At 58.7% G+C, this 24,721-nt stretch carries 18 protein-coding genes; 9 read left to right on the top strand and 9 right to left on the bottom strand.

What is annotated here, in order from left to right; genetic code table 11:
* Nucleotides 1-159 precede the first annotated feature (159 nt).
* Nucleotides 160-2,106, bottom strand: coding sequence for a glycoside hydrolase family 127 protein (locus DSL70_RS16910; RefSeq protein WP_119309130.1), 1,947 nt, complete (start codon nucleotides 2,104-2,106; stop codon nucleotides 160-162).
* 465 nt (nucleotides 2,107-2,571) lie between these two features.
* On the opposite strand from DSL70_RS16910, the gene DSL70_RS16905 reads away from it, so the two are divergent.
* From DSL70_RS16905 to DSL70_RS16875, 7 genes are all read left to right on the top strand, one after another.
* Nucleotides 2,572-3,294 (top strand): FadR/GntR family transcriptional regulator, encoded by a 723-nt coding sequence (locus DSL70_RS16905; RefSeq protein WP_119309129.1) that lies wholly within the window; start codon nucleotides 2,572-2,574, stop codon nucleotides 3,292-3,294.
* Nucleotides 3,291-4,451, top strand: a complete 1,161-nt coding sequence (locus DSL70_RS16900; RefSeq protein ID WP_119309128.1) for a PLP-dependent transferase — start codon at nucleotides 3,291-3,293, stop codon at nucleotides 4,449-4,451. Before DSL70_RS16905 ends, DSL70_RS16900 begins: the two co-directional genes overlap by 4 nt.
* A gap of 176 nt (nucleotides 4,452-4,627) precedes the next feature.
* Nucleotides 4,628-6,397 (top strand): ABC transporter substrate-binding protein, encoded by a 1,770-nt coding sequence (locus DSL70_RS16895; RefSeq protein WP_245418244.1) that lies wholly within the window; start codon nucleotides 4,628-4,630, stop codon nucleotides 6,395-6,397.
* 149 nt (nucleotides 6,398-6,546) lie between these two features.
* Nucleotides 6,547-8,415, top strand: coding sequence for a dipeptide ABC transporter ATP-binding protein (locus tag DSL70_RS16890; RefSeq protein WP_119309127.1), 1,869 nt, complete (start codon nucleotides 6,547-6,549; stop codon nucleotides 8,413-8,415).
* Nucleotides 8,415-9,437, top strand: coding sequence for an ABC transporter permease (locus DSL70_RS16885; RefSeq protein ID WP_119309126.1), 1,023 nt, complete (start codon nucleotides 8,415-8,417; stop codon nucleotides 9,435-9,437). The genes DSL70_RS16890 and DSL70_RS16885 overlap by 1 nt, the downstream gene beginning before the upstream one ends.
* Nucleotides 9,434-10,387, top strand: a complete 954-nt coding sequence (locus DSL70_RS16880; RefSeq protein WP_119309125.1) for an ABC transporter permease — start codon at nucleotides 9,434-9,436, stop codon at nucleotides 10,385-10,387. The genes DSL70_RS16885 and DSL70_RS16880 overlap by 4 nt, the downstream gene beginning before the upstream one ends.
* A gap of 76 nt (nucleotides 10,388-10,463) precedes the next feature.
* Nucleotides 10,464-12,281 (top strand): aminopeptidase P family protein, encoded by a 1,818-nt coding sequence (locus tag DSL70_RS16875; protein ID WP_119309124.1) that lies wholly within the window; start codon nucleotides 10,464-10,466, stop codon nucleotides 12,279-12,281.
* Between the two features lie 96 nt (nucleotides 12,282-12,377).
* On the opposite strand, the gene DSL70_RS16870 is transcribed toward DSL70_RS16875, so the two are convergent.
* Nucleotides 12,378-14,612: a methyl-accepting chemotaxis protein gene (locus DSL70_RS16870; protein ID WP_162916822.1), complete on the bottom strand. Its 2,235-nt coding sequence runs from the start codon at nucleotides 14,610-14,612 to the stop codon at nucleotides 12,378-12,380.
* A gap of 374 nt (nucleotides 14,613-14,986) precedes the next feature.
* On the opposite strand from DSL70_RS16870, the gene DSL70_RS16865 reads away from it, so the two are divergent.
* Both DSL70_RS16865 and DSL70_RS16860 read left to right on the top strand, forming a co-directional pair.
* Complete coding sequence (locus DSL70_RS16865; RefSeq protein WP_205563304.1) at nucleotides 14,987-16,411, top strand: cytochrome P450; 1,425 nt, start codon at nucleotides 14,987-14,989, stop codon at nucleotides 16,409-16,411.
* Nucleotides 16,412-16,414: 3 nt separating this feature from the next.
* On the top strand, nucleotides 16,415-17,422 hold the full coding sequence (locus DSL70_RS16860) for a lysophospholipid acyltransferase family protein (protein ID WP_119309122.1): 1,008 nt from the start codon (nucleotides 16,415-16,417) through the stop codon (nucleotides 17,420-17,422).
* Nucleotides 17,423-17,468: 46 nt separating this feature from the next.
* On the opposite strand, the gene DSL70_RS16855 is transcribed toward DSL70_RS16860, so the two are convergent.
* The 7 genes from DSL70_RS16855 to lsrF all read right to left on the bottom strand — a co-directional run bounded on the left by DSL70_RS16855 (nucleotide 17,469) and on the right by lsrF (nucleotide 24,406).
* Nucleotides 17,469-18,212, bottom strand: coding sequence for a ribulose-phosphate 3-epimerase (locus tag DSL70_RS16855; RefSeq protein WP_119309121.1), 744 nt, complete (start codon nucleotides 18,210-18,212; stop codon nucleotides 17,469-17,471).
* Between the two features lie 63 nt (nucleotides 18,213-18,275).
* The gene (gene lsrG / locus DSL70_RS16850; RefSeq protein WP_119309120.1) at nucleotides 18,276-18,572 is read right to left on the bottom strand and encodes a (4S)-4-hydroxy-5-phosphonooxypentane-2,3-dione isomerase; all 297 of its coding nucleotides are present in this window, start codon (nucleotides 18,570-18,572) and stop codon (nucleotides 18,276-18,278) included.
* Nucleotides 18,573-18,677: 105 nt separating this feature from the next.
* Nucleotides 18,678-19,706, bottom strand: a complete 1,029-nt coding sequence (lsrB, locus tag DSL70_RS16845) for an autoinducer 2 ABC transporter substrate-binding protein LsrB (protein WP_119309119.1) — start codon at nucleotides 19,704-19,706, stop codon at nucleotides 18,678-18,680.
* An 82-nt stretch (nucleotides 19,707-19,788) separates the two neighbouring features.
* Entirely contained in the window at nucleotides 19,789-20,796 is a 1,008-nt protein-coding gene (locus DSL70_RS16840) for an ABC transporter permease subunit (protein WP_119309118.1), read from the bottom strand.
* On the bottom strand, nucleotides 20,793-21,899 hold the full coding sequence (gene lsrC, locus DSL70_RS16835; RefSeq protein ID WP_119309117.1) for an autoinducer 2 ABC transporter permease LsrC: 1,107 nt from the start codon (nucleotides 21,897-21,899) through the stop codon (nucleotides 20,793-20,795). Before lsrC ends, DSL70_RS16840 begins: the two co-directional genes overlap by 4 nt.
* Nucleotides 21,899-23,416 carry an autoinducer 2 ABC transporter ATP-binding protein LsrA gene (gene lsrA / locus DSL70_RS16830; RefSeq protein WP_119309116.1) on the bottom strand — a complete coding sequence of 506 codons (1,518 nt, stop codon included), beginning with the start codon at nucleotides 23,414-23,416 and terminating at the stop codon, nucleotides 21,899-21,901. The genes lsrC and lsrA overlap by 1 nt, the downstream gene beginning before the upstream one ends.
* A gap of 108 nt (nucleotides 23,417-23,524) precedes the next feature.
* Nucleotides 23,525-24,406: a 3-hydroxy-5-phosphonooxypentane-2,4-dione thiolase gene (lsrF, locus tag DSL70_RS16825; RefSeq protein ID WP_119309115.1), complete on the bottom strand. Its 882-nt coding sequence runs from the start codon at nucleotides 24,404-24,406 to the stop codon at nucleotides 23,525-23,527.
* Nucleotides 24,407-24,721: the final 315 nt, after the last annotated feature.

Raw genomic sequence — 24,721 nt, 5'->3', positions numbered from 1 at the left:
ACCATGCGGCCCTTCAGAATGCTGCGTGGTAAGGCTTTGCCTGAGGGAGGCCAACGGGCCTTGGCCCAACCACCGATCTACAGATCAGAGGCAAAGAACTGGCACTAGCACAAAGCCTTCAGGATCGAGTGCTTGAGGCCGCCTAGCCCTCCAACAAGCCTAGTCCTCCAACAGCCAGACCAGCATGCCCCCCGGTTCCCGGTTGGCCCACAGGTGATAGGGAATGGCGGTGATGGCTGTTTCTATCATCGCCGGTTTCTGCCGTGCATAGAGCCCGTCTTTCCAGCCTGCGCCATCGGCGGCCATTGCGTGCCCCTTGAGAATGGTGGCTCCCCCCAGAAGGCTCTCGTCAAAATGGGCTTCAAGGCTCGCGTCTTGCGGCAGGCGCAACCGCTGTGGCGGAAAGCCGATATCGGTCTCTTCCATGCAATAGACAACCGGACCGCGCTTGATGGCCACGCGGCCGAAAGCGTCCGAAACATCCGGATGGGCATGAAGGCGCTCCACAGGCATAGGCAAGGCAAGGCGGATCACATCACCGCGTTGCCAGTGGCGCTGCAGGGTCGCATAGCCCTTGACCATGACGGCGGGCAGATCAACCGCTTCGCCATTGACCGTGAGGCGAGCCTCATCGCTCCAGCCGGGGATGCGCAGACAAAGGGCAAAGTCCATGGCCTCTTCCGGCTCAAGGGTGAGGCATATGTCGCCATCCCACGGGTAGGCGGTATCCTGTCGGATGGTAACGGCCCGTTCCCCCAGCATCACCTTTGCCTCGCTTTCCGCATAGAGGTGAACGGCCAGAGCATCGGGCTTGCTGGTGTAGACATATCCTCCAAGCGAGGCGATGAAGCGAGCGATATTGGTCGGGCAGCACGGGCAATAGTGCCATTTCCAGCGCCTGTGCTGACCGTGGCTTTCCAGCACATTCTCATAGAAATAATGCTCCCCGTCCCGCGCGATACCCGAAAGGGCACCGTTATAGGCGACCAGTTCGAGGATGTCGGTATAACAGGAATCAAGATCGATCTGCGCCATGCGGTGAACCCAGAAGCCCAGAGCAATCGCTGCGCAGGTTTCGGCATAGGCCGTTTCGTTCGGAAGGTCGAAGTCGCGGGTGAAGCCCTCGTTGTCCCCCGATGAGCCGATGCCGCCGGTGACATAGAGCAATTTCGCCGTCATGTGGGCAAACAGCTTCTCAAGCGCCGTCCAAAGCGTCGGGTCGGCGGTCTCGAAAGCGAGATCAGCCATGGCGCTGAACAGATAGGTGGCGCGGACGGCATGGCCTTCCACTTCTTCCTGCTCGCGCACCGGCTTGTGCGCCTGCGAATAGGCGTAGGTATGGAAGACATAATCGTCAGGATCTTCCCCTCGCCGACGGGCCTCCTCATCGAAATAGGAAGGCATCTGGCCGCGTTCGTCGACGAAATAACTGGCCAGCTGGCGATGGCGCTCCTCGCCGGTCAGGCGATAGAGCTTCATCAGTGCCAGTTCCACCTCGGCGTGGGCATCATAGCCCCTGAGCTTGCCGTCTTCGGTGCCGAAGGTTTCGATGATGTGATCCACGGCCTTGAGCATGATATCCAGAAAGGCCCGCTTGCCCGTGGCCTCGAAATAGGCCACCGCCCCCTCAAGCAGATGGCCCATGGAATACATCTCGTGCAGGTCGCGCAGATTGGTCCAGCGCTTTTCCGGCTCGCGACGGATGAACCAGGAATTGAGATAGCCATCGGGCATCTGCCCGTCACCGAGCCTTGCGACAATGTCATCGATCCGGGCTTCGATTTCAGGGTCGCGCCGATATTTCAGCATGTAGCTCGCCGCCTCGATCCATTTGCCGAAGTCGCTGTCGAAGAAATGCTGCATCGACAGGCCCGAGGGCTGAATGGGGCGGGCGAGCGGACCGGGAGGGCTGCGGAAATCGAGGACTTCAAGAAACTTCTCCTCCTCCAGCCGCATATACTGGGTGGGAATGGTGATGTCGCGCACCGTATCCTGCCAGCTTTTCCAGAAACCGCCCGTGAAATGCACCGCAGCGTGATCCACCGGCACAAAGCGCCCCGCGCCGCCGGAAAAAAGCGTCGTTCCGGTCTGGTTGCCCTTATTCATGAAGCTATCCTCGCATTCCCTTCGGAGCCTGTTCGCAGTCAACCGGGCTGACCTCAGCCAGTCCGGAGCAATGCCGCTCAAGTCACTTTCGATTGCGGGCGGACACCGGTCTGCTCGCGTTCGGTTCAGCTTAGCGCAGAACAAATTAATGTCTACACAGTGTCGACAAACAGTATTCAATGCGGTGTAATTGGACTCGAAAGCCTCGAAGGCTTGCGCAAGTGGCCTTGCGGAGGCTCTCGACTACCAGTTGTAAGATGATGTTTTTAATTACTAAATTTCGATCCTGCTAACAAACCTGTTCATCCGTCTGAACCTGGTTTGCGTAGCGGAACAAGGAGAAACCCGGTTCCCGATTGCCCCAAACGGCTCCGTAAAACGCCCGATTGAACGGCAAAAGAGACAAAGTTATCCCCAGTTTCGTTTCCTTCAAATTGGTCAGACCTATTACCAAAGAGCACTTCGTTGAAAGACCGCAAAAAGACCATCGCAGGATTGAAACCGCTTCCTCAACAAGGGCGCAGCGAGCAAGTCATCAAGGCGCTGGCCAAGTTCATTGACCGCCAGAAGATGGTGCCGGGGGACAGGCTGCCGCCCGAGCGCGACCTTGCCGAAGCATTGGGCGTGGCGCGCACCAGCATCCGCGAAGCGGTGAGCCAGTTGGCGGCGCTTGGCATTCTGGAACCGCGCATCGGATCGGGCACTTTCCTTCTGCGCACCATCACTTCGGACACGGTCTACATGCCATTGTCGCTGGATACGGACGGCCTTGAAGACCTTCTTCTGAAAGCACTGGAAGTGCGGCGCGGCATCGAGGTGGAGGCCTCCATTGCGGCAGCCAAGCGGCGCACCGAGGAGGACCTGCACCGCATGGAAGCGGCGCTTCTGCACATGGAAAGCCTGTTCAAACCGGAGGGCGGCAGCGGCCCGGCAGACCTCGCCTTCCATCTCAGTATCTATGACGCCGCCCACAATCCGCTGTTTCGCCAGCTTCTGGAACAGTTTCGCGACCTGTTCCAGCGCTTCTGGACACGCCCCTATGGGCGACCGGATTTTGCGTCCAATTCCTTCCCCTATCACCGGACCCTGTTCGAAGCGATACGCGATCAGGACCCTCACAAAGCCGAACAGGAGACCCGAAAGCTTCTGAATTCGGTCGAAGACGACATCAGGATGATGAAACCATGACTTCAAGCGTGGAACGGGCACAGCTGATCCTGGCCCATGACGATCACAATCCGCAGGACGCTGTTGTTCCCCCCATTGTGCAAACTTCGCTATTCACCTTCAGCAGCTATGAAGAAATGGTCGCCACCTATCGTGGCGATCTGGAACGCCCGGTCTACAGTCGCGGCCTCAACCCGACGGTGCGGGCGCTGGAAGACAAGATGGCCGCCCTTGAGCTGGCCGAAGACGCGATCGCCTTTGCCTCCGGCATGGCCGCCATTTCGGCTGCGGTGCTGTCCAATGTCGCTCCGGGCGACCGCATCGTGGTGGTCCGCAATGTCTATCCCGATGCCTTCCGGCTGTTCGGTACCTATCTCAAGCGCATGCAGGTGGCCGTGACCTATGTGGATGGCACCGACCACGACGCTGTCGAAGCAGCCCTGCCCGGCGCCCGCCTGTTTTATCTGGAAAGCCCGACGAGCTGGGTGATGGAAGCTCTGGATGTGGGCGCTCTGGCTGCCATGGCCAGACGGCACGGGGTTTTCAGCGTCATTGACAACAGCTGGGCCACGCCGATCTTCCAGAATCCGCTGGAGCTGGGCGTTGATCTGGTCGTTCATTCGGCTTCCAAGTATATCGGCGGGCACAGCGATGTCGTGGCCGGGATCGTCGTCGGGTCGAAAGAGGATATCGGCCGCATCCGAGGCGAGATCTACCCCTATCTTGGCGGCCGTATCGCGCCAATGGATGCCTGGCTGCTGCTGCGCGGGCTGCGCACGTTGCCCCAGCGGGTGCTGGCCCATCAGGAAAGCGCGTTGACGCTGGCCCGGCGCCTGTGTGAGCGGCAAGAGGTAGCTTGCGTCTATCATCCGGGCCTCGCCTCACTGCCAGCGGGCTTGCGGGGAACCACCGGCCTGTTCTCCATCGTGCTTGCGGATGACATTGACATGCGCACCTTCTGCAACACGCTCAAGCTGTTCAAGCTTGGGGTCAGCTGGGGTGGGCATGAGAGCCTGATCGTGCCGGGTGATGTCGGGCTGCAGCAGAAGTCCGAGCCCAACTCCGCCCGCGCCTTTGGACAATCGCCACAATCGGTGCGCCTGCATGTCGGTCTGGAAGGAACCGAGGCGCTCTGGCAAGACCTCAGCGGTGCCCTTGTCGCCGCACACAAGCCTTGATCGCCTTAACCCTCAGCAGAATTGTCAGGCCCGGAAAGGAGGTTTCAACTGCGCCGAAATGATATGTCGACAATTATTATACAAATCATTGACGAATTAATATTCAATGATAATACTGCTAGAATACAAAAATAAAAAACACACCTAACCAATCACCATCTTCAGAGGAGAAACTGATGTATCAGTTCAGTATGAAGACTCGCAGCCTCTCCGGTGCCATCACCCGGACGCTTCTGTGTGGTGTTGCTGCCGCAACAACCTTGTCTGTTGGCCTTGAGGCCAACGCGGCCCCGAAAACTGGAGGAACCCTCAAGGTCGTCGGAACCGCCGATATCGATCGCTTCGATCCGACCAGTGCCGGTCTCGTGACCACCAACAACTTCCTGCGCCCGACCCAGCGCACCCTGATCAGCTACGAATCCTCGACCGATGAGACGGTCCGGATCACACCGGTCGGCGACCTTGCGACAGGCGTGCCGCAGCCAAGCGAAGACGGCCTTTCCTACACCTTCACCCTCCGGGATGGTGCCAGCTGGAATGCTCCGGGCGGTTCCCGTCAGATCACGTCGGAAGACGTCGAACGCGGCATCAAGCGCATGTGCAATCCGGCGCTCGGCTCCTTCGCGCTGACCTATTACACCTCCCTCATCGAGGGCATGGACAGCTTCTGCGAAGGCTTCTCCAAGGTCGAGCCGACCGTGGACGCCATGAAGGCCTATATTCAGGGCAACGACATCTCCGGCATCACCGAAGTCGACGACAAGACCGTCACCTTCAAGCTCAAGGAAAAGGCTGGCGACTTCATCTACATGCTGTCGCTGCCAAGCGCCACACCCGCTCCAGTGGAAGTGCTCGACTACATGCCGGACAGCCCGGACTATCGCGATCATTATATCGCCTCAGGGCCTTACACGCCGGTCGATTATGTGCCGGACAGCAAACTGGTGCTGAAACGCAACCCGTCGTGGAAAGCCGAGAGCGATCCGCTGCGTGCAGCCTATGTCGACACCATCGACATCACCTTCGGGCTGCAGGCCGATGCTGCCATCCAGCAGCTTCAGGCGGGCGATGCTGATGTGGTCTGGGATATCATCATCCCGCCTGCCATCCTGCAGATGTTGACCATGACGGGCGACGAAAAGCTGATGACCATGGGTGTGGGCCGCACGTCCTTCATCTTCATCAACACCGTTTCGGACAACAACAAGGGTGCGCTCAAGGACCTGAAGATCCGTCAGGCCCTCAACTATGCAATCGACAAGACCGCAATCGTCCAGCAGATGGGTGGCCCGGCTGTTGCTGCGCCACAGAATGGCATCTTCGGCCCCGGCGTTCTGGGCTATCATGACTTCGACCTCTATCCGTCCGATGGTTCCAAGGGCGATCCGGAAAAGGCAAAGGCCCTGCTGGCCGAAGCCGGATATCCGAACGGTATCACCCTCAAGATGCCATACCGCAACTCGGGCATTCTGCCCGCCGTTGCCCAGACCGTTCAGGCCTCCATGGCAAAAGCTGGCATCACGCTGGAGCTGACGCCGGTTGCTCCGGCTGACTATTATTCCAAGTTCATGACCAACCAGCGCAACACCAAGGAAGGTGCGTGGGACATTGCTCCTGTAGGCTGGTCTCCGGACTGGGTCGGCGGGGCGGCTCGTTCTGTCTTCCAGCCGCAGTTCTCCTTTGATGGCAACCATCAGACCTACAACTACACCGACTACGACAATGCGGACGCAACGGAGCTGGCCAAGGCGGCCATCAATGCGACCACACCGGAAGAGACGGCCAAATTGTGGGGTCAGGTGGACGAGCTGGTCATGAAGGATGCCCCGGTCGTGCCGATGGTCAGCGAGAATATCGTCATGTATCACGGCGAGGCTGTTCAGAACTTCCAGCCATATGCGCTCAGCGCACAGGGTGACTACACCAATATCTGGCTGGATCGCTAAGGCGCTTCTCATCGCAACAAGGGCAGGTCCGGTCCCGTTTCGGGCCCGGGCCTGTCTATCCATCCCTGTCTGTCGCCGGTCTTTTCCGGCGGCAAGCCCCTATGCCTTGCGCAAGGCCCGATGAACAGACGAACGGAAAGCCGCCGATCATGCCGCTAATCGAAGCACACAACGTCACGATCCGCATTCCCACCGAGGATGGGATCATCTATGCCGCCAATTCCATTTCCTTCTCGGTGGAAGCCGGCGAGGTCTTCGGGATCGCGGGCGAATCCGGTTCCGGCAAGAGCGTTCTGATGCAGGCCATTACCGGACTGCTGCCCGGCGCGGAGATTTCCGGCGAGGTGCTGTTTGAGGGGCGCGACCTCCTGAAGATGTCGCAGCAGGAGCTGCAGGCCCTCAGGGGCTCTCATATCGGCATGGTCTTTCAGGACCCGCTTTCCAGCCTGCATCCCTATTTCACCATCGGCTCCCAGATCACCGAGATGATCCATGCCCACAGCAAGGTCAGTGCAGCAGAAGCGCGGGCGATGACCGTGGACATGCTCGGAAAAGTCGGCATCGAGAATGCCGAGAGCCGGTTTGATGACTATCCGCACCAGTTTTCCGGCGGCATGCGCCAGCGCGTGATGATCGCCATGGCGCTCGTTCTGCATCCGCCGCTGATCATCGCCGACGAACCGACAACCGCGCTCGATGTGACCGTCCAGATGCAGATCATGGAACTGCTCGACGAGATGCGCAAAAGCTTTGGCACCACCATCATCATGATCACCCATGATCTGGGGTTGCTGGCCAATATTGCCGATCACGCCATGGTCATGTATGCGGGCACACGGCTTGAAATCGGCGCGACGCGCGGGATGTTCTCCGCCCCAACACACCCCTATACGCTCGGGCTGCTCAAGTCTTCCCCCTCCAGCGAAACCGCTCAGGGCACCAACCTGGTACCGATCGAGGGTAATCCGCCGAGCCTTCTCGATCGGCCGCAGGGCTGTATCTTTGCCGAACGCTGCCCCGATGTTCAGGCGCTGTGCCGGTCCACCTATCCGCCGGTGCAGATCTATGACGACGGAGCCGAGGCTCTCTGCCATTTTGTGCCCGGCGACAAAGACATGGTGCTTCCCGCAAGAGCGGCCTCCCCTGACCACGCCTCGCGCCCCATCGTCGTCGACGTACAGGATGTCCGGCTGACCTTCACTGCCAAGAGCGGCTTTGGCAAGAAGCGCTCCATCGAGGTGCTCAAGGGCATCGACCTGCAGATCCGCAAGGGCGAAACTTTCGGCCTTGTTGGCGAATCCGGCTGTGGCAAATCCACCCTTGCCCGTGTCATTGCTGGGCTCATCCCCGCAACTTCCGGCGAGGTGACCCTCGACAGCGTGCCAATCCATTCGGTGACCGGCGAACGCTGGCGCCAGATGCGTCGCCACGTGCAGCTGGTGTTTCAGGACCCGGTGGGATCGCTCAATCCCCGCCGCCGGGTCGGGGCCATCATCGGCGATCCCTTCCGCATCCACAATGTCGCCCATGGCGAGGAGCAGAAGAGGCAGGTTCAGGAACTGATGGAAATGGTCGGCCTCAATCCCGAACATTACAACCGCTTTCCCTCGGAGTTCTCCGGTGGTCAGCGCCAGAGGATCGGCATCGCCCGGGCCCTCGCCATCAAGCCGTCCCTGATCATTTTCGACGAGCCGGTCTCGGCCCTCGATGTATCCATTCAGGCGCAGATTCTCAATCTGATGCATGAGCTGCAGCGGGATCTCAATCTCACCTATCTCTTCATCAGTCACGATCTGTCGGTCGTGCGCCATGTCTGCGACAAGATTGCGGTGATGGATGCGGGCCAGATCGTTGAACTCAACGAGTCCGATCGCCTGTTTGCCGATCCTCAACACCCCTTCACGTGCAAGCTGCTGAGTGCCATCAAGGATCCGCCACCGCTTGCAGGGAACAGTGACCGCCGCATCATCAACACGCGCCCGGCCTCTCCCAATGCCGTCATGATGGAGGCCGTTTGATGACCAACCAGACCACGCACCCGAAAGCGCCCTCCGCAGACAACGGAAAGATTTCCGAACAGGTGGTGCAGCGCAGCTCCTTTGAGCTGACCATGCGGCGTATTCTCAAGGACCCGGCCTTGCTGACGGCGGTGGTTTTCATCGTCCTGCTGACGCTCTTTGCGGTTTTCGCACCGCTTGTTGCCTACTGGACGGGCCATGATCCCAATACCCAGTTCCGCGAAACCGGCATGTCGCCCTTCGGCCTGCCGGTGGGGCCCAACCATGAGTTCCTGCTGGGCGCCGACCAACTGGGCCGCGATGTGCTGGTGCGGCTTGCCTATGGGGCACGCATTTCCCTCGCCGTCGGGGTTTTGGCTGCGCTTGCCTCGGCCCTGATCGGCATCACGATCGGCATGATTTCCGGCTTTTTTGGCGGTTGGGTCGATGTGGTTCTGGGGCGCATCATGGATCTGGTCATGAGCGTACCCTTTCTGTTGTGCGCTCTGGCGCTGGTGTCTGTATTCGGGCCATCGCTCGGCCTGTCGATCGGCGTGATTGTCTTCTTCAGCTGGACCACCATGGGCCGCGTGATCCGGGCCGAAACGGCCTCTCTCACCAAGCGCGAATTCATCGAAGCGAGCCGCAGCCTTGGTGCCGGACCCATATCGATCCTCATTCGGGACATTCTCCCCAATCTTTCCGTGCCGATCATCGTCTACACCACGATGATGATCCCCAGCTCCATTGTCTTTGAAGCAACGCTCAGCTTTCTGGGTCTCGGCATCACGCCTCCGACGGCAAGCTGGGGCGGCATGCTGGCCGACGCGGGGGCCAATTCAGTCTATCTGGTGGCCTGGTGGCTGGTCATCTTCCCCGGCATTGCCCTGCTGACCTCAACCCTTGCCTTCAACATTCTTGGTGACGGGCTGCGCGACGCGCTGGACCCCAAGGGGCGCCGCATCAAGCCGAGAAAGAAGAAATCGGTGCTGTCAGGCTGGCTGACCAGCAGAAAGACACCCGAGGGAGGACCCAATCAATGATCCGTTACCTGATGCAGCGGTTGCTGTTTGCCTGTCTGGTGCTTGTCTCGCTGTCGGTGTTCGTCTTTTTCCTGTTTTTCGTCGCTCCCGGCGATCCGGCCCGCGTGGTTGCCGGTGACAAGGCAACCGAAGCCCAGCTTGTGCAGATTCGCGAGAATCTCGGCCTTGATCGGCCCATCGTCGTGCAATATGGCAGTTTCGTCAGCAAGGCACTGCATGGCGATCTGGGCTATTCCTATCGCAACCAGCAACCGGTTCTCGACCTCATCACCCGCCGAATTCCGGCGACCGTTTCCCTCGTTATCGGTGGGGTGATCGTATGGCTGGCCATCGGCATTCCCATCGGGGTCATGTCAGCCCGCAATGCAGGCACAAGGAAGGACCGGCTCGGGCAGACCTTCATTCTGATCGGGCTCAGTTTTCCCACCTTCGTGCTCGGAATGCTGTCGCTCTATTGTCTCTATTTCCTGCCGCGCAAGGCTGGCTTCATGCTGTTCCCGGCTGGCGGCTACAAGCCATTTCTGGACAATCCCCTCGATTGGGCATGGCACCTCGTTTTGCCATGGACCACGCTGGCGCTCGTCACCTCGGCGATCTATGCACGCCTTACCCGCGGACAATTGTTGCAGGTGCTTGGCGAGGATTATATCCGGACTGCCCGCGCCAAGGGGATTTCCGAGCGCAAGGTGATCTACAAGCACGCCATGCGTGCCACACTCACCCCGCTGATCACCCAGCTTGGCGCCGATATCGCCTTCCTGCTTGGCGGCTCCATTGTCATCGAGCAGGTTTATGGCCTGCAGGGGGTTGGGGCGCTGGCCGTGCAGGCGGTGGCCAATCAGGACCGACCGATCATCATCGGTGTGGTGATGCTGGGAGGATTGTTCATCGTGATTGCCAACATCATTGTCGACCTTCTCTATACCCTTCTGGATCCACGCATGCGCTAGCCGCCGAGGCCTTGAGCAGCCCCGGGCCGGAAGATCGCCCGCGCCGGAAACACACTTTGCAAGAGGATGCTTTGTCATGAGCACCGAAACAACCCTGACGTTCCATGCTGACCGCCTCGCCGCCTTGCGCCTCTGGATGAGCGGGCAGCAGGTGGATGCCTATCTCGTTACCAGCGCTGACGCGCACCAGAGTGAGGATTGCCCCGGCCATGATCGCTGCCTGCACTGGCTGAGTGGCTTCTCGGGCTCGCTTGGCCGGGCGCTCGTGTTGAAGAAGGGGGCAGTCCTGTTTGTGGATGGTCGCTATCAGGTTCAGGCAAGCAGGCAGGCCGATCCGGGGCTATGGCAAATTGCACACCTGCACCAGACCCCTCCGGGCAAATGGATTGCTCGGGAGACCGGGCACCCCTGCTTGCGGATCGGCTATGACCCCATGCTCTGGTCGGTCAATCAGGCTGATGACCTGCGCAAGGCCCTCGCCTCTTGCGGCGCGGAGCTTTTGCCGCTGCCAGACCCGTTCAGCACAATCTGGGCAGACCGGCCTGCCGCGCCAAAGGGCAAGGTGCGGGTCATGCCCGAAGCCCTGTCCGGGCTTTCTGCCAGCGAGAAGCTGGAGACGATACGCAAGGACATGGCCGGAGAGCAGATCGATCTGTGGGTTGAGAGCCGTCCGGATGAAATCGCATGGCTGCTCAATCGGCGCGGCAGTGATGTTCCGATGCACCCTGTCCCGCTGTCCTTTGCCCTCATTCCGATGGACGGAGCCGTCAGCTGGTTCATTGATCCGGCAAAACTGGCGGACGACAGTCTTGACGCACTGACCGTCAAGACCGAGCCCCCCGAGGCCTTCCTCCCCCGACTTGCAGAGCTGGCGCAAGGCAGGAGGGTCGGGTTCGATCCGGTCTTTGCGCCGGATGCCGTTACGGTCGCAGCCCGGAAGGCCGGTGCCGAGCTGGTGCCCTCAACCAACCCGATCATGCTGCGCAAGGCCCGCAAAACAGCCGCCGAGCTCAAGGGATACCGCGATGCCCATCATGCGGACGGGATCGCCTGGGTGACCTATTGCCACTGGCTCAGCGTTGAAGTGCCACGACGCGCCGCCGCTGGCAATCCGGTGACCGAATGTGAAGCGGGCGACCGGATCAATCAGTTCCGACAGGCTGTGGCCGGTTATCTGGAGCCCAGCTTCAAGCCGATCTCTGCAGTTGGGCCGAATGCTGCCATGTGCCACTACAATCCGACACCGGGCAATGATACGCCACTCATGCCGGGCTCGCTCTATCTGCTCGATTGCGGCGGCCAATATGAGAGCGGCACAACCGATGCAACCCGCACCTTTGCCTTCGGCGACTGCCCCTCTGGTTTGAAAACGGCGGCGACAGCGGTGTTGCGGGGCTTCCTATCCCTGTCCATGGCGTGCTTTCCCAAGGGAACCTTTCCGCACCAGCTGGATGCACTGGCCCGCATGCATCTGTGGCAGCTTGGTCTCGATTATGACCACGGCACAGGCCACGGCGTGGGCCACAATCTGCTGGTACATGAATATCCCCATCGCCTCGGCAAACTGCCCAACCCTTTCGGGCTGGAGGCGGGCAACATCATGACGATCGAACCGGGCTACTATCTGGAAGACGGTTTTGGTCTGAGGGTGGAAAATCAGGTCGAGGTTGTGGCCGGAGATAATGGCTTTTGTTCCTTCCGTCCGCTGACGCTGGTTCCCATTGATCTTGGGCTATTCTCGCTTGATGCCCTGTCGCCGGAGGAAATCGGTTGGCTTGATGCCTACCACGCCCGCGTCAGGGCAGAGCTGATGGACGAACTCAGCCCGGAAAGCCGGGTCTGGCTTGCAAGCGCAACCCGCCCTATTGCCGCGCTTCAGTCCGGGGAAGCCTGAAGCCGGATAGACGACAGACAGACAGACGGGCGGATGGGTGGAAGGACGGGCGGAACGAAACTTCGTCCGTCCAGATGCTCTGTCCCTATGCTCTTGTCAGGCCGCGTCTCGCGCCGTTTCCAGATGCTCGATCGACTTTGAGAGGGCGTCAAGATGACTGATGACAATATGGCTGGCGCGGGTCATCTCTTCGAGATGCTTGAGAGCCGCGTCCTGATCGGCAGTTTCATGCGCAGCCAGCGCCTGTTGCGCACAGGCGTGGACCTTGCGATGCGGGTCCAGCAATTGCGTGAATTCCGGCATTGCCTTGATGTCCCGGTCGGCAAGAGAGCCATACCACTGGCCGAGGCGGCAGAGCTCGTGGCTGCTCAGTTCGTTTGACTTCAGCTTGATCCTGTCCATCACTGCATCGATAACCCGCTTGGTGAAGATGATATGATCCACCTTGGCCATTTCGCACAGGCCTCGAGCATCCTTCAACGCAGAGGTGTCGTCGGCATTCTCTGCCATTTCATCGTTGATCTCGGCAAACAGGGTGGAGATTTCCATGACCTGTGCCTGGCTTTCGTCCGCCAGCCGGGCAACACCGTTCACCCGTTCGGCAATCTCGGCGCTGGCTTCCTTCTGATGGGACAGGATCAGATTGATCTCCTGCATGCGTGTCGTGACATCGGACACCCGCTGCTGGGCCAGCTTCATCGTTTCGGTCGATTTCAGGATCGACTGATTGCCGCCACTCACTGCGGATCTGGTCTGATCCATCGTTTCCGAGATGTTGTTCATGCCGGACCTAAGCAGATTGATCCGGCGGGCAATATCCTCGGTCGTCTTGCTGGTCTGGTTGGACAGGCTCTTCACTTCATTCGCAACCACGGCAAAGCCCTTGCCTGCTTCACCGGCGCGCGCCGCTTCGATGGTCGCATTGAGGGCAAGCAGGTTGGTCTTCTCGGCAATATCCTCAATCACCGTAAGAATCTGGCCGATCTGGTCAGAGGCGCTGGACAGCTCTGACAGGCTTTCCACCGATGTCGCGACGGCTTTGGAAATGTCCTGAATGGCGCGTTCCGCTTCGCTGGCCGCGTCATTGGCACGTCTGACCATGTCGTCGGCGTCCTGCGCATGCTCGGCCGCACTTTCGCTGTTTCTCGAAATCTCGTCTACCGAGGTGACCAGTTCGGCGGCGGCGGCGGCGATCGACTGGCCGTTCGAGCTGACCTGCCCCGAGTGCCTGTTAAGATGATAGAGATTGATGGCGGTCGAATTCACCGATCCAAGGGTCGTTGCCATGTTGCTGATGCGGCTGATGTCTGCGTTCAGCTTGCTTCGCTCCTGAATGCGCCGCGCGTCTTCCTCCATCTTGCGGATTTCAAGAATGTTGCTCTTGAAGACGCTCATCGCCGAGGCAATGGCACCCATCTCGGCATTCTTGCTGAACTGGGGAATTTCGGCATCCATGTTGCCCTTGGCCATGTCTGCGATGACATCTGCGATTTTGCGAATTGGATTGCCGATGGAACGGCCAATCATGACCGACACGATCAGCGCAAGCAGAAGGGCGACGAACGAGATCAGCAGCGACAGATTGCGTGCAGTCGACAGGGCCTGCATGTTGGCCTCGGTTGAACTGCCCACCACAATCACACCAATCGGCTCGTCGGAATAGTTGGTCACCATCTCGGCATAGACGGCAAAGGGCTTGTCATTGAAATCAAGGTCGGAAAACTGCGTGTCGCCGGAAAAGGCGCTGTCGAGAGCCACAGTCGAGAAAGGTTCGACATCGCCGAAGGTTGTGGCGAATTTCTCATAGCCGTTGTCGCGCTTGAGATAGAGCGCTGCGTCGACCCCATAGTCCTGTTTGAATTTCTCAAAGAAGGCCGTTCCGAAGGACATCCCGAATTCGACCGATCCCAGATGCCTGCCTTCATTGAAGACGGGGACCATGCCCCTTACACCAAGCCCGGCGACCCCGACCTCCAGTCCGTAGGTCGGCTTTTTGCTGGCGTTGGTGCTGACCACTGTCTTGCGGAAGGAAGAAAGATCATCGCCGAATTTTTCCGGCTTGTGGACCCGCGCAAAGGATGTGGCCGGTGGCGTGTGGAACTGGAACTGCCGGACCGCATATTGCTGCTTGAGAACCTCAAAGGAGGGCGCGAACATCGCCAGCAGTTCATCCCGCTTGCCTTCGTCAAACCGCTTCTGCGCCTCGGGAATGTTGGCAACCAGAGCGCTCAGGCTCTCGGCGCGTCTGGCTTCGGCGATAATCGAGCTCTTGAGGGTCTTGTAGTTGCTCTCCAGCTTCGACCGGAAGGCCGTGTCCGAGAGCCTTTCCATCAGATACTCGTTTGCAAACACAATACATAACAAGGAGATCGAGAAAATGGACACAAACGCAATAATAATCTTCTTGCCAACAGACATTGCCCGCGCTCCTGCTTTATAAGGACACGCAAGAGTAGGTTGTTTATGATTAAAAATCCCTAAATTGTAAGTTCATGACTAAAATAGACGCAAATTCAAGTTGAACTACTTGCCGTTTTATTCTCGTTCAACCAGAGAAAATCCGGAGCAGGATTGGTTTTGTTACTGGAATGCCGCAGTGCGCAGAAAACCATAGATGAGGGCTGGCGATCGACACCGTTTTCGGCGATAGTGGCCCTTTAAAGATTCCTATATTGAGCATCTTTCTCTTGCAGCAGGACACCAGTTTGTTGAACCAGCCAAGCCTTGCCAATGCCCCCACCGAAGACTTCCGCCCACCCTGCCCGACGCGAGATCCGGGCAAGGTCAAGGTGTTTCGCCTGCTCAAGAAGGCAAGAAAGAACTATCTAGCCATCTGGTCCATCAAGGACTTCGACCAGCGCCTCATTGACTTCAAGATCCTGAACCGCCAGTTGATGGTCTGCAACGATCCCGATGTGGTCAAGGAAGCCTTCCAGACCAACCATCAGGCGCTGCAACGCAAGACGCCGCAGATGCGCAACGCCCTCAGCCCACTGATCGGCGATGGCCTGTTCATCAGCGACGGCGAGATCTGGACGGCCCGGCGCAAGATCGTTGCACCGATCATCCATGGCTCGCGCGTACCGAGCTTCGTGCCGATCATGATCGAGACCATCGAAGAGAAGAAGCGCGAATGGATGGCGCTGGAAGAGGGAGCCGAGATCGACGCCCTGTCGGAAATGGCCCATCTGACGGCAGAGATCATCTGCCGGACCATTTTTGGTCAGGATCTGGGCCGCGAATTCGCCACCGAGGTTGTCGAGGCCTTCTCCGACTATCAGCGTCACATCGACCAGATCGACCTGGTCTCCCTGCTCGGCCTGCCCGAATGGTTGCCGCGTTTTACCAAGCCCTCCGTCAGGAAGTCGATCAAACGCATTCACTCCGTCCTTGACCAGATCATCGATCGCTATGCCCACACCAAGTCGGAAGGCAGTGTCTCGGTGCTTGGCGGCTTGCTGGAAGCCTGCGACGAGGACGGCAAACCTCTGAGCCGCGAGGCCATCCGCAACGAAGCGGCGGTCATTTTCATGGCCGGTCATGAAACCACCGCCAATACACTGGCCTGGGCCTGGTATCTGCTGTCGCAATCGCCGCGGGTGGCCGAGCAGCTGACAGTCGAACTCGACAGCGTGCTCGGGAACAAGCCACTCGCCTTTTCAGAGGTTCGCAAACTGTCCTACACCAAGGCTGTGGTGGAGGAGACCCTGCGCCTTTATCCGCCGGTTCCCATTCTGGGCCGCGAAGCCATCGAGGCGACCAGCATTGATGGCCACCCGGTCGGCAAGGGCACCTTGTTGCTGGTGGTGCCGTGGCTCTTGCAGCGCAATTCCAATTTGTGGAACAACCCGCATGTCTTTCATCCGGAGCGCCATCTGGAACCGGAAGCATCGCTAAACGGCGAGAAGCGCTCGAAATACAGCTATGTTCCCTTCAGCATCGGCCCACGCATCTGTCCCGGGTTGGCCTTCGGCATGACGGAAGCAATCCTCAGCCTTGCCATTCTGGCACGTGATCTGGAGCTGCGCCTGAAGCCGGGCGAGGATGTGCAGCCTGTCTGCCGCCTCACCGTGCGTCCGGGTGACACCCTGCCAATGACGGTGCATCACAAGAACAGACAAGAGCCATAAGTCATGAAGCCGCTGCTCCTGTCCGACATTCCGATCGAGGATACCCGCCCACCCGAGCCGGAAGGCCCGCCACTGTCCTGGGCCTTTTCTACTGATCGAAACCAGAAGGCCGCCTGGCGGCTGTACTGGGTATCGGAGCCGGTCATGGGCGGTCTCAACTATGTGACCCACCATGCACTGCGCCTGCTGACGGTCTCCGGCTGCTCCCGCTTCGGCGCAGCGTTGGCGCCATTTGCCAGAGCACGGTTTGCAAAATCCAATTTCGCCAGGAGGATCGAGAAGAACCTTAGCACCCTGCGTCCCGACCGGGCGGCATCCGATGAGGACTTGAATGCCCTGCTGACAAGCTGGTGGGACAATATCGGCCGGGTGTTTGCCGAGTTTTCCGTTACCAACCGCCATTTCAAGGCCGGACTTGTAGAGGTCTCCGGCAAGGAGCATTTTGAGGCGATCCGGTCTCGCGGGCAGCGGGTGATTTTCGTTTCGGTGCATGTGGGCCATTGGGAAGCACAGATGTTCGCGCTGGCCGAGGCGATGGGCACTGTGTTGATTGGCCCCTTCCAGCCAGAGCCAAGCCGCTTTACCAACCGTCTGGTCTATCAGTTGCGCAAACGCCGCGGACAATTCCTCTTCCCGCCGGGCCGCAAATCGGCCTTCCGGCTCAACAGGCTGCTGCAGGAGCGGGAAGCGAATGCCCTGATCTATGTCGATGACGTAAGGGACCGGCAGATCCATCTGCCACTATTCGGCCGTCCTGCCCCGGACCGGGGCAACGCCGTGGCGGCCATCAAGCTGGCGATGGCCAATGATGCCGCACTCATTCCGGTCTACATGGTCCGCACCGAGGGGGCACATTATCACCTGAGGATGCTACCGCCGATAGAACCGGCAAGCGGCAGCGGCCGCGCGGAAGATATCCGCCGGACCATCGAGGCACTCAACAGTGCGCTGGAACCGGTGGTGCTGGAGCATATCGACCAGTGGTACATGCTGGCAGAGCTGAGGTTCTGATCCCGCCAGTGAGGCGCCGCCACTCCGGAGAGTGGCAGCAAGACTTTCAGTTGCCAGACGCTTCGAGCATTGCTGTCAGATTCTGCTTCACCGTCGCGCCAGCCTTGAAGGTCGCGCTGCCCGAGACAATGACGTGGGCACCCATTGCACGGGCAACGGGGAAAGTCGAAACAGTGATACCGCCATCGATGGCGACAAGCGGGTCGACACCCTGCTCCCCGGCCATGACCTTCAGCTCGGCGATCTTTTCGGCGACCACCACATCGGGGGCGCCTCCTGACCAGCCCGGATCGACGGCGATGAATGTCACCATCTCCAGCGACCGCAACAGCGGCTTGAGGATCGAAACCGGCGTGCCCGGATTGAGCGCCACCGAGCGCAGAACCTTGCGGCCACTCTCGCACCCGGCCACCGATACATCGAGTGCGACAAGCGCCCTGTGCAGATGGATCATGCCCTCGGCATGAACATGGACAATATCGGCACCAGCGGAAAGATGGGCCGGAATCTGGGCCAGCGGATCCGCCACCATCAGATGGACATCCTTGAGCATGGCGGTCTTGCTGGCCTTGACCAGCCCCGGTCCGGCTGTCATCTGGGGGCAGAAGACGCCGTCCATGATATCAAAATGGAGAAGAGATACACCGGCCTCTTCCAGTTCGGTGATGGCCTTGCCATAGGCCATGGCGTCTGCGGCCATGAGGCCAACGCTGATGTGCGGCCCGCCGCTGCGCAGCCATTCTACGAGGGCCTCGCGGCTGGCAAGATCCTTTAGTGAAAGATCCGGCATCTGTTTCTCCCGGGGGATTGTCGTTTGTGAAACTGCGGGTGCAGAATGATACGAGTCTGGCGCCTAGCGGGGCAGCCAGACGCCTGTCAGCACCTTGTGGGTGCGCGGGCCGGTCATGATGTCTTCCAGCTCGGCCTTGACCTTGAGATAGTGCGGGGTCTGCTTGTGGGCCTTGACCGCGTCCTCGTCTTCATAGGCTTCGTAAATGGTGAATTTGGTCTCGTCTTCCGGATCGCGCAAAACATCGAAGCGAATGCAGCCCGGCTCCTTGATCGAACCGAGGTGATTGGGGTGGAAGACGCGCAGAAAATCATCGACGCGATCAGCTTTGACCTGGATTTCAACGAGCGTTACATGCATGGGTCTGTCCTCACAGTGAGAATGGCAGGGAAGAGGGCAAAAAACGGTGACCAAAGGGGCGCGCCCCTCTGGTCCTGCTAGTCGATCTTCAGCTTCCGTTGAGGCTTAGAAGTCGAAGTTGTCGATGTTTTCCTTGGTGAAGACCTGACGTTCCGGCAGGATGATGATGCCGTTGCCGTCAGCTTCATAGTCATAGCCCTGAACGCTGTTCGGGCTGACTTCCACGGTGCCCATGCCAGGAACATCGAGCTTGTCGCCGACATTCATCGGGCCATCCTTGACCAGTTTGTTGGCTGCATAGATGGTGAGCGCGCCCTGTTTGGTCACGTCCCAAAGGCCGAACTGTTTGACCGTGTCGCGTTTGACATAGGGGCGCATGACGTTCGGGGTGGAGAAGCCAACGATGGTTACGTCACCAGCGCGTTTCAGGTTTTCCGCAGCCTGAGCGGCAGCAGGCAGAGCGTTCGCATCCGGGCAGAGCATGACGTCCAGATCAGGATAGGCCTGCAGGATGCCTTCTGCGGTCTGCAGGGATTTCTGGGCATCGTTGTAGCCATACTGGGTGGTGACGATTTCCCAACCCGGATATTTCTCGGCCAGCACTTCCTTGGCGCGTTTTACCCAAGCGTTCTGGTCGGTAACGGTCGGGCTGGAATAGAAGAAGGCAACCTTGGCCTTTTCCTTGGTGACCTGATCTGCGGCCATTTTCACGAGCATTTCACCGAGCTGATCAGGTGTACCCTGGTTGATGTAGATGCTGCGGCATTCCGGGTTGGTATCAGAATCCCAGGTCAGAACCTTCACGCCGCGTTTCATGGCGCGTTTCAGAGCCGGGCACAGGCCGTCCGGAGAGGTTGCGCCGATTGCGATGGCGTCATAGCCCTGGTTCACAAAGGTATTGATATACTGTACCTGACCGGAAACAGATGGTTCGGTCGGACCATCATAGGTAACGGTTACACCCAGATCCTTACCGGCAGCAACTGCGCCCTGACCACCAGAGTTGAAGAAGCCAACGCCAACCATTTTCGGAATGAAGGCGATTTTGGCATCAGCCGCCATGGATGGCGTCATCAGGCAGACTGAAGCAACCCCGAAAGCCAGTGCAGCAGAGATTTTGCCAAGATGTTTCATAATTCTACTCCCAAATATTCCTCGTTATACCTGCGAAAGACAATGAGCGTCTCCGCCGATAACCTCCCAGAAATGCGCTGAATCAGGCTTTTTGCTTGCCAGCGCTGTTGAGGACACGCCACAGAAGAAAATAGGCGCGTCCGATTTCACTCAGGCTGCGCATCGCGACAACCACCACCAACAGGGCTCCGGACAGAGCGCTGGCGATATGGCTGGAAACCCCGATGATTTGCAGACCTGTTTGAAAATACCCGACTACAAGCACAGCCAGTGCCGTACCCAGGATGGTGCCAGAACCGCCGTAGATACTCGTTCCTCCCAGAACAACGGCGGTGATGGCAGGCATCAGTGCGTCCGAACCGAAGTCCGAGCGGGCTGAGCCGAAGTAGGATGCCAGGACAAGACCGGACAGGGCGGCCATGAAACCGGTCAAGGCATAGGCGATGGTCAGGGTCCGGAACTGCGGAATGCCGGCATAGCGCGTGGCCCGCGGATTCTGACCGATCAGATAGATGTAGCGACCAAAGCGGGTGCGATGCAGCAGCACCATGAAAATCGCCGTTGCCACGATGAAGATCACCAGCGGAAAGGGCATGCCCATGACCTCAAGGTTGGCCAGTTCGACAAAGCTGTCGTCAAAGCCGGAAATGCCCTCGTAACCGGAAGCGCCACCAAGACCGGACAGCACCAGAGCAGCACCGGCATAGAGGAAGCTCGAGCCGAGCGTGATGACCAGCGGGTTGACCTGGGCAATCTGGATGGCAACCGAGTTGATGATCCCGGCCATGGCACCCGCACCAAGGGCACACAGGCAGGCAACCCAGATGTTGACACCAGCCACCCACAACAGCCCCAGCGTAATGGCCGACAGCCCCATGACCGATCCGATGGACAGATCGATGCCGCCAGTGATGATCACCAGTGTCAGGGCCAGTGCCACGATCCCCACATGAATGAAGTCACTGGTGGAATAGAGCAATGTGCTGACATTCAAGAAAGCCGGGTTGATGGCTCCGAAGAACAGGATCTCGACGACCAGAAGCAGTGCCAGAACGGCCTCCCAGCGTTTCAATAAGCCTAGGGATTTCATACTCTTGCCTCCTTGGAATGGGTTGCGAGGGCGGCATCCTTGGTTCCGGCCTTGCCTGCACCGGTCAAGGGTTCGGCTGGTGTAGCAGCATTGGCAGGAGCCGGATCGGCAGCCCGAAGCTCGTCCGGTTCCAGGAACTTGCGATATTTCTGATAGCGCAGCGACTGGGCCATGGCTTCGCGGATGCGACCATCACCGATCAGCACGATGAGCAGGATTGCGCCAGCGATCATGTCGTTCCAGTAGGCATCAAAGCGCAACATGACCAGAACCGAGTCGATGGAGGTCATGAAGAAGGCCCCGAGTGCAGCCCCGATCACGGTGCCGGTGCCACCCAGGAGGCTGACGCCGCCAAGAACGCCAGAGGCAATGGCACGCATTTCCATGCCGTTGCCCGCCGTGTTCGGAATGAAACCGATCTGGGCGGCAAAGATGATGCCCGCCAGTGCCGAGAGAATGCCGTTGATCGCATAGGCGGTCAGCTGCACCGTGTTGACGCGGATACCCAGAAGACGGGCACCTTCGCGGTTGTCGCCGACAGCAAAGATGGCGTGTCCGAAGGCCGTGTAGCGCAGGAACACATGAGCAGCAGCCAGCAGCACCAGCACCAGCCAGGCAAAGGGCGACAGCCCCAGCACCCAGGCATGGGACAGATCCTTGAAGGATTCCGGCAGACCTTCGATCCAGCTGCCGCCGGTGGTCAGGTGCACACAGCCGCGGAAGAAGCCCAGGGTGCCGAGCGTAGCCACAATGGCCGGAACGCGCAGGATGGCGACCATGAAGCCGTTGAACAGACCACAGCACAGTCCCACGAACAGGGCGATGCCAATGGAGGCGACAATGCCGAACCCGTCGTTCATGCAGACACCGGCAATGGCTGCCGACAAGCCCATGATGGAGCCAACCGAGACATCAAGCCCGCGCGTGGCCATGACCATCGTGGCGCCAATAGCCAGCACGAACAGCGTCAGCGAGTTGCTGTAGATCGAGAGCAGTGTCTCGACCCTCAGATAGGAAGGATCGGAGATGGCGAGAATGGCCAGCAGCATCACGATAATGATGGCAACCGAAGCTTCGCGATTGTTTTGCAGAAAACGTATCATCAGGATGCTTTCGCCTCCTCTGTCTTCAAACCAAACGACATTTGGGCAATGGCATCGACCGTGATCTCATCCCCTTCGAGGATACCCGTCGGATAGCCATGCGCCATGGCCAGCACGCGATGGCTGAGACGCTGGATTTCGTCATGGTCTGACGAGATCATGAGAATGGCGACGCCGCTGTTGGCCAGATCGTCGATGATGCGGTAGATGTCCGCGCGCACCGCCACGTCCACGCCGCGGGTCGGCTCATCAAGGATGAGAACACGTGGCTTTGCCGCAAGGCATTTGGCCAGCAGGATCTTTTGCTGATTGCCACCGGACAGGGTGCGGACGGCCTGAGACGATGTTGCACAGACGATGCCCAGCTCCTTGACATATTGCTGGAAGCGCTCTTCTTCCTGCTTCAGCTGGAGCCAGGAGGATTCCCGGTGCAGAACGAGCGAGGAGGCATTCCAGCTCAGCGGCGCATCGACAAACAGGCCACTGGTCTGGCGATCTTCCGGCAGGTAGACAAGCCCCATGTCGAGGCTGGCCTGAGGGTCGGTATGGGTTGCATCCTGCCCTTCCACCATAACCCTGCCACGAGCCGCCTTGCGAATGCCATAGATGGTTTCGGCCATTTCGGTGCGGCCGGAACCGACAACACCAGCGAGGCCGAGAATTTCTCCCTCATGCAGGGTAAAGCTCAGATTGGCAAAACCTTCGCCACACAGATTGTCCACTTCGAGCACGACCTTGCCATGTCTGGCAGTCTGGTGACGTTCTCCGAGGACATTCTCGCCGCCACCCTCAACCTGGGTCATCGCCCGGACGATTTCCGCATCGGTGTAGGATCTGGGTGGCCCCGCCATGACAACGCGGCCGTCGCGCAGGATACTGACGATGTCTGCGATCTCGCGGATTTCATTCAGCTTGTGGCTGATGAAGAAAATACCCACACCTTGCGCCACGAGTGCCCGCATACGATTGAACAGAAGGCTCACTTCACGCGGGGTCAGGGCAGAGGTCGGTTCATCCAGAATGAGAATTTGGGCGTCGCGGATCAGACCGCGCAGGATCTCAACCATTTGCTGGTCTGCCACTTCAAGCTGACCGGCCGGAGCCTGCAGATCCATGTTGGTGCCAATTTCCTTGGCCAGTTTGACAAGCCGTGCGTGCAGGGCGACACGGTTGCCCTTCATGTTCATGAGAACATTTTCTTCGATGCTGAGATTGGGAAACAGCAGCGGTTCCTGCGGAACCATGTGAATTCCCATTTGGCGCGCCAAGACCGGGGTCAGCTTGTTGGCATGCTCGCCGTTGACATAAAGGTCACCCTGGTCAACGGAGTGCAGACCGGCAATGATGCGCATGAGCGTGGATTTCCCCGCCCCGTTGCCTCCCAGGAGGGCGTGAATTTGGCCGGACTCAAGAACAAGATCAACACCTTTAAGGACAGTTACATTCCCGAAAAACTTCCAGATGCTGTCTGCTTTAATGAGCTGTTTGCGTTGGCCAGACGGCTTTTGGTCCGTCATAACTGAAGCGCTCCTCAATCACTTTCTTGTTTGCGGCTTGCTGCCGCTTCCTCCCCTCTGCGGCCCAACGAAAAGGTCGCAGAGTCAAGTGCTGTGTACGCTTGCAGATCAGGCAGAGGCCTTTTCCGACTGATAGATTTCGTAGGCCTTCTCCGGCTTTTCACCATCGTGAACGATGGAGCGGATCGCCTTGATCATGCCAACCGGGCTATCGGACTGGAAGATGTTGCGGCCCATGTCGACACCATGCGCGCCCTGATCGATCGCCTTGTAAGCCATGGTCAGGGCTTCCATTTCAGGCAGTTTCTTGCCGCCAGCGATGACGATTGGCACCGGACAGCCGGCAACCACCTTCTCGAAACCCTCTTCGATGAAGTAGGACTTGACGATGTGGGCGCCCAGCTCGGCACAGATGCGCGTGGCAAGCGAGAAATAGCGCTGGTCACGAGCCATGTCCTTGCCAACGCCGGTCACGGCCATGGTCGGGATACCATAGCGGTTGCCGGTATCGATCAGCTTGATCAGGTTGGCGAGCGACTGATGCTCATATTCGGCACCGACATAAACGTTGGTGGTGATGGCGGATGCGTTGAGGCGGATCGCGTCTTCGATATCAACGGCAACCAGCTCGTTGGACAGTTCGGTCAGAACGCTCATGCCGCCGGAGCAGCGCAGAACGACCGGCTTGCGGGTATCGGCAGGCATCGTGGCACGCAGGCCACCGCGGGTGCACATCAGCACATCAGTATAGTCAGCCAGCGGGCGAATGGTCAGGTCAAGGCGTTCAAGGCCGGTGGCCGGTCCCTGAAAATAGCCATGGTCAAAAGCCAGCATGACGGTGTTGCTGCTCTTTTTCTGGAAGATGCGGGCCAGACGGTCCTGCATACCCCAGTCAAGCGCGTTGGCGCCTCTTACCGGGAATGGGTTGGTTTCAACCGGAACATCAATGCCGAAGTCCTTGCCTTCTTTAATGTCATCGATATCAGCCATGAATTTCCTCCGTTAAATTTCTGCATGGCGATGCTCGGGGCATCATCTTGGCGCGCTCAAATGCGTTCATATGAACAGCGCACCATCAAATTCTCATAAAAGCTACGCGCAGGGATTGGTCCTTGTCAACCCAATTTGCTCGTCATTTGTTTCATCAGTGGACATATGATCATAATTCCGGATACCACTTTTTGCGTACAACTTTCGTTATCAATATGATTTTATTGGATTTATTCAGAAAATTGGCATATTGGTCGGGAAAATTAAAATTATATGTCTGCGGAAAGGGTTGATCACAATGAAGTTATGTGATCA

This window comes from Cohaesibacter haloalkalitolerans (genome assembly GCF_003574655.1).
In the GTDB taxonomy this organism is placed as follows: domain Bacteria; phylum Pseudomonadota; class Alphaproteobacteria; order Rhizobiales; family Cohaesibacteraceae; genus Cohaesibacter; species Cohaesibacter haloalkalitolerans.
Note: the sequence above shows the minus strand (reverse complement) of the source record. Positions and strands in the feature narration are given on the sequence as shown.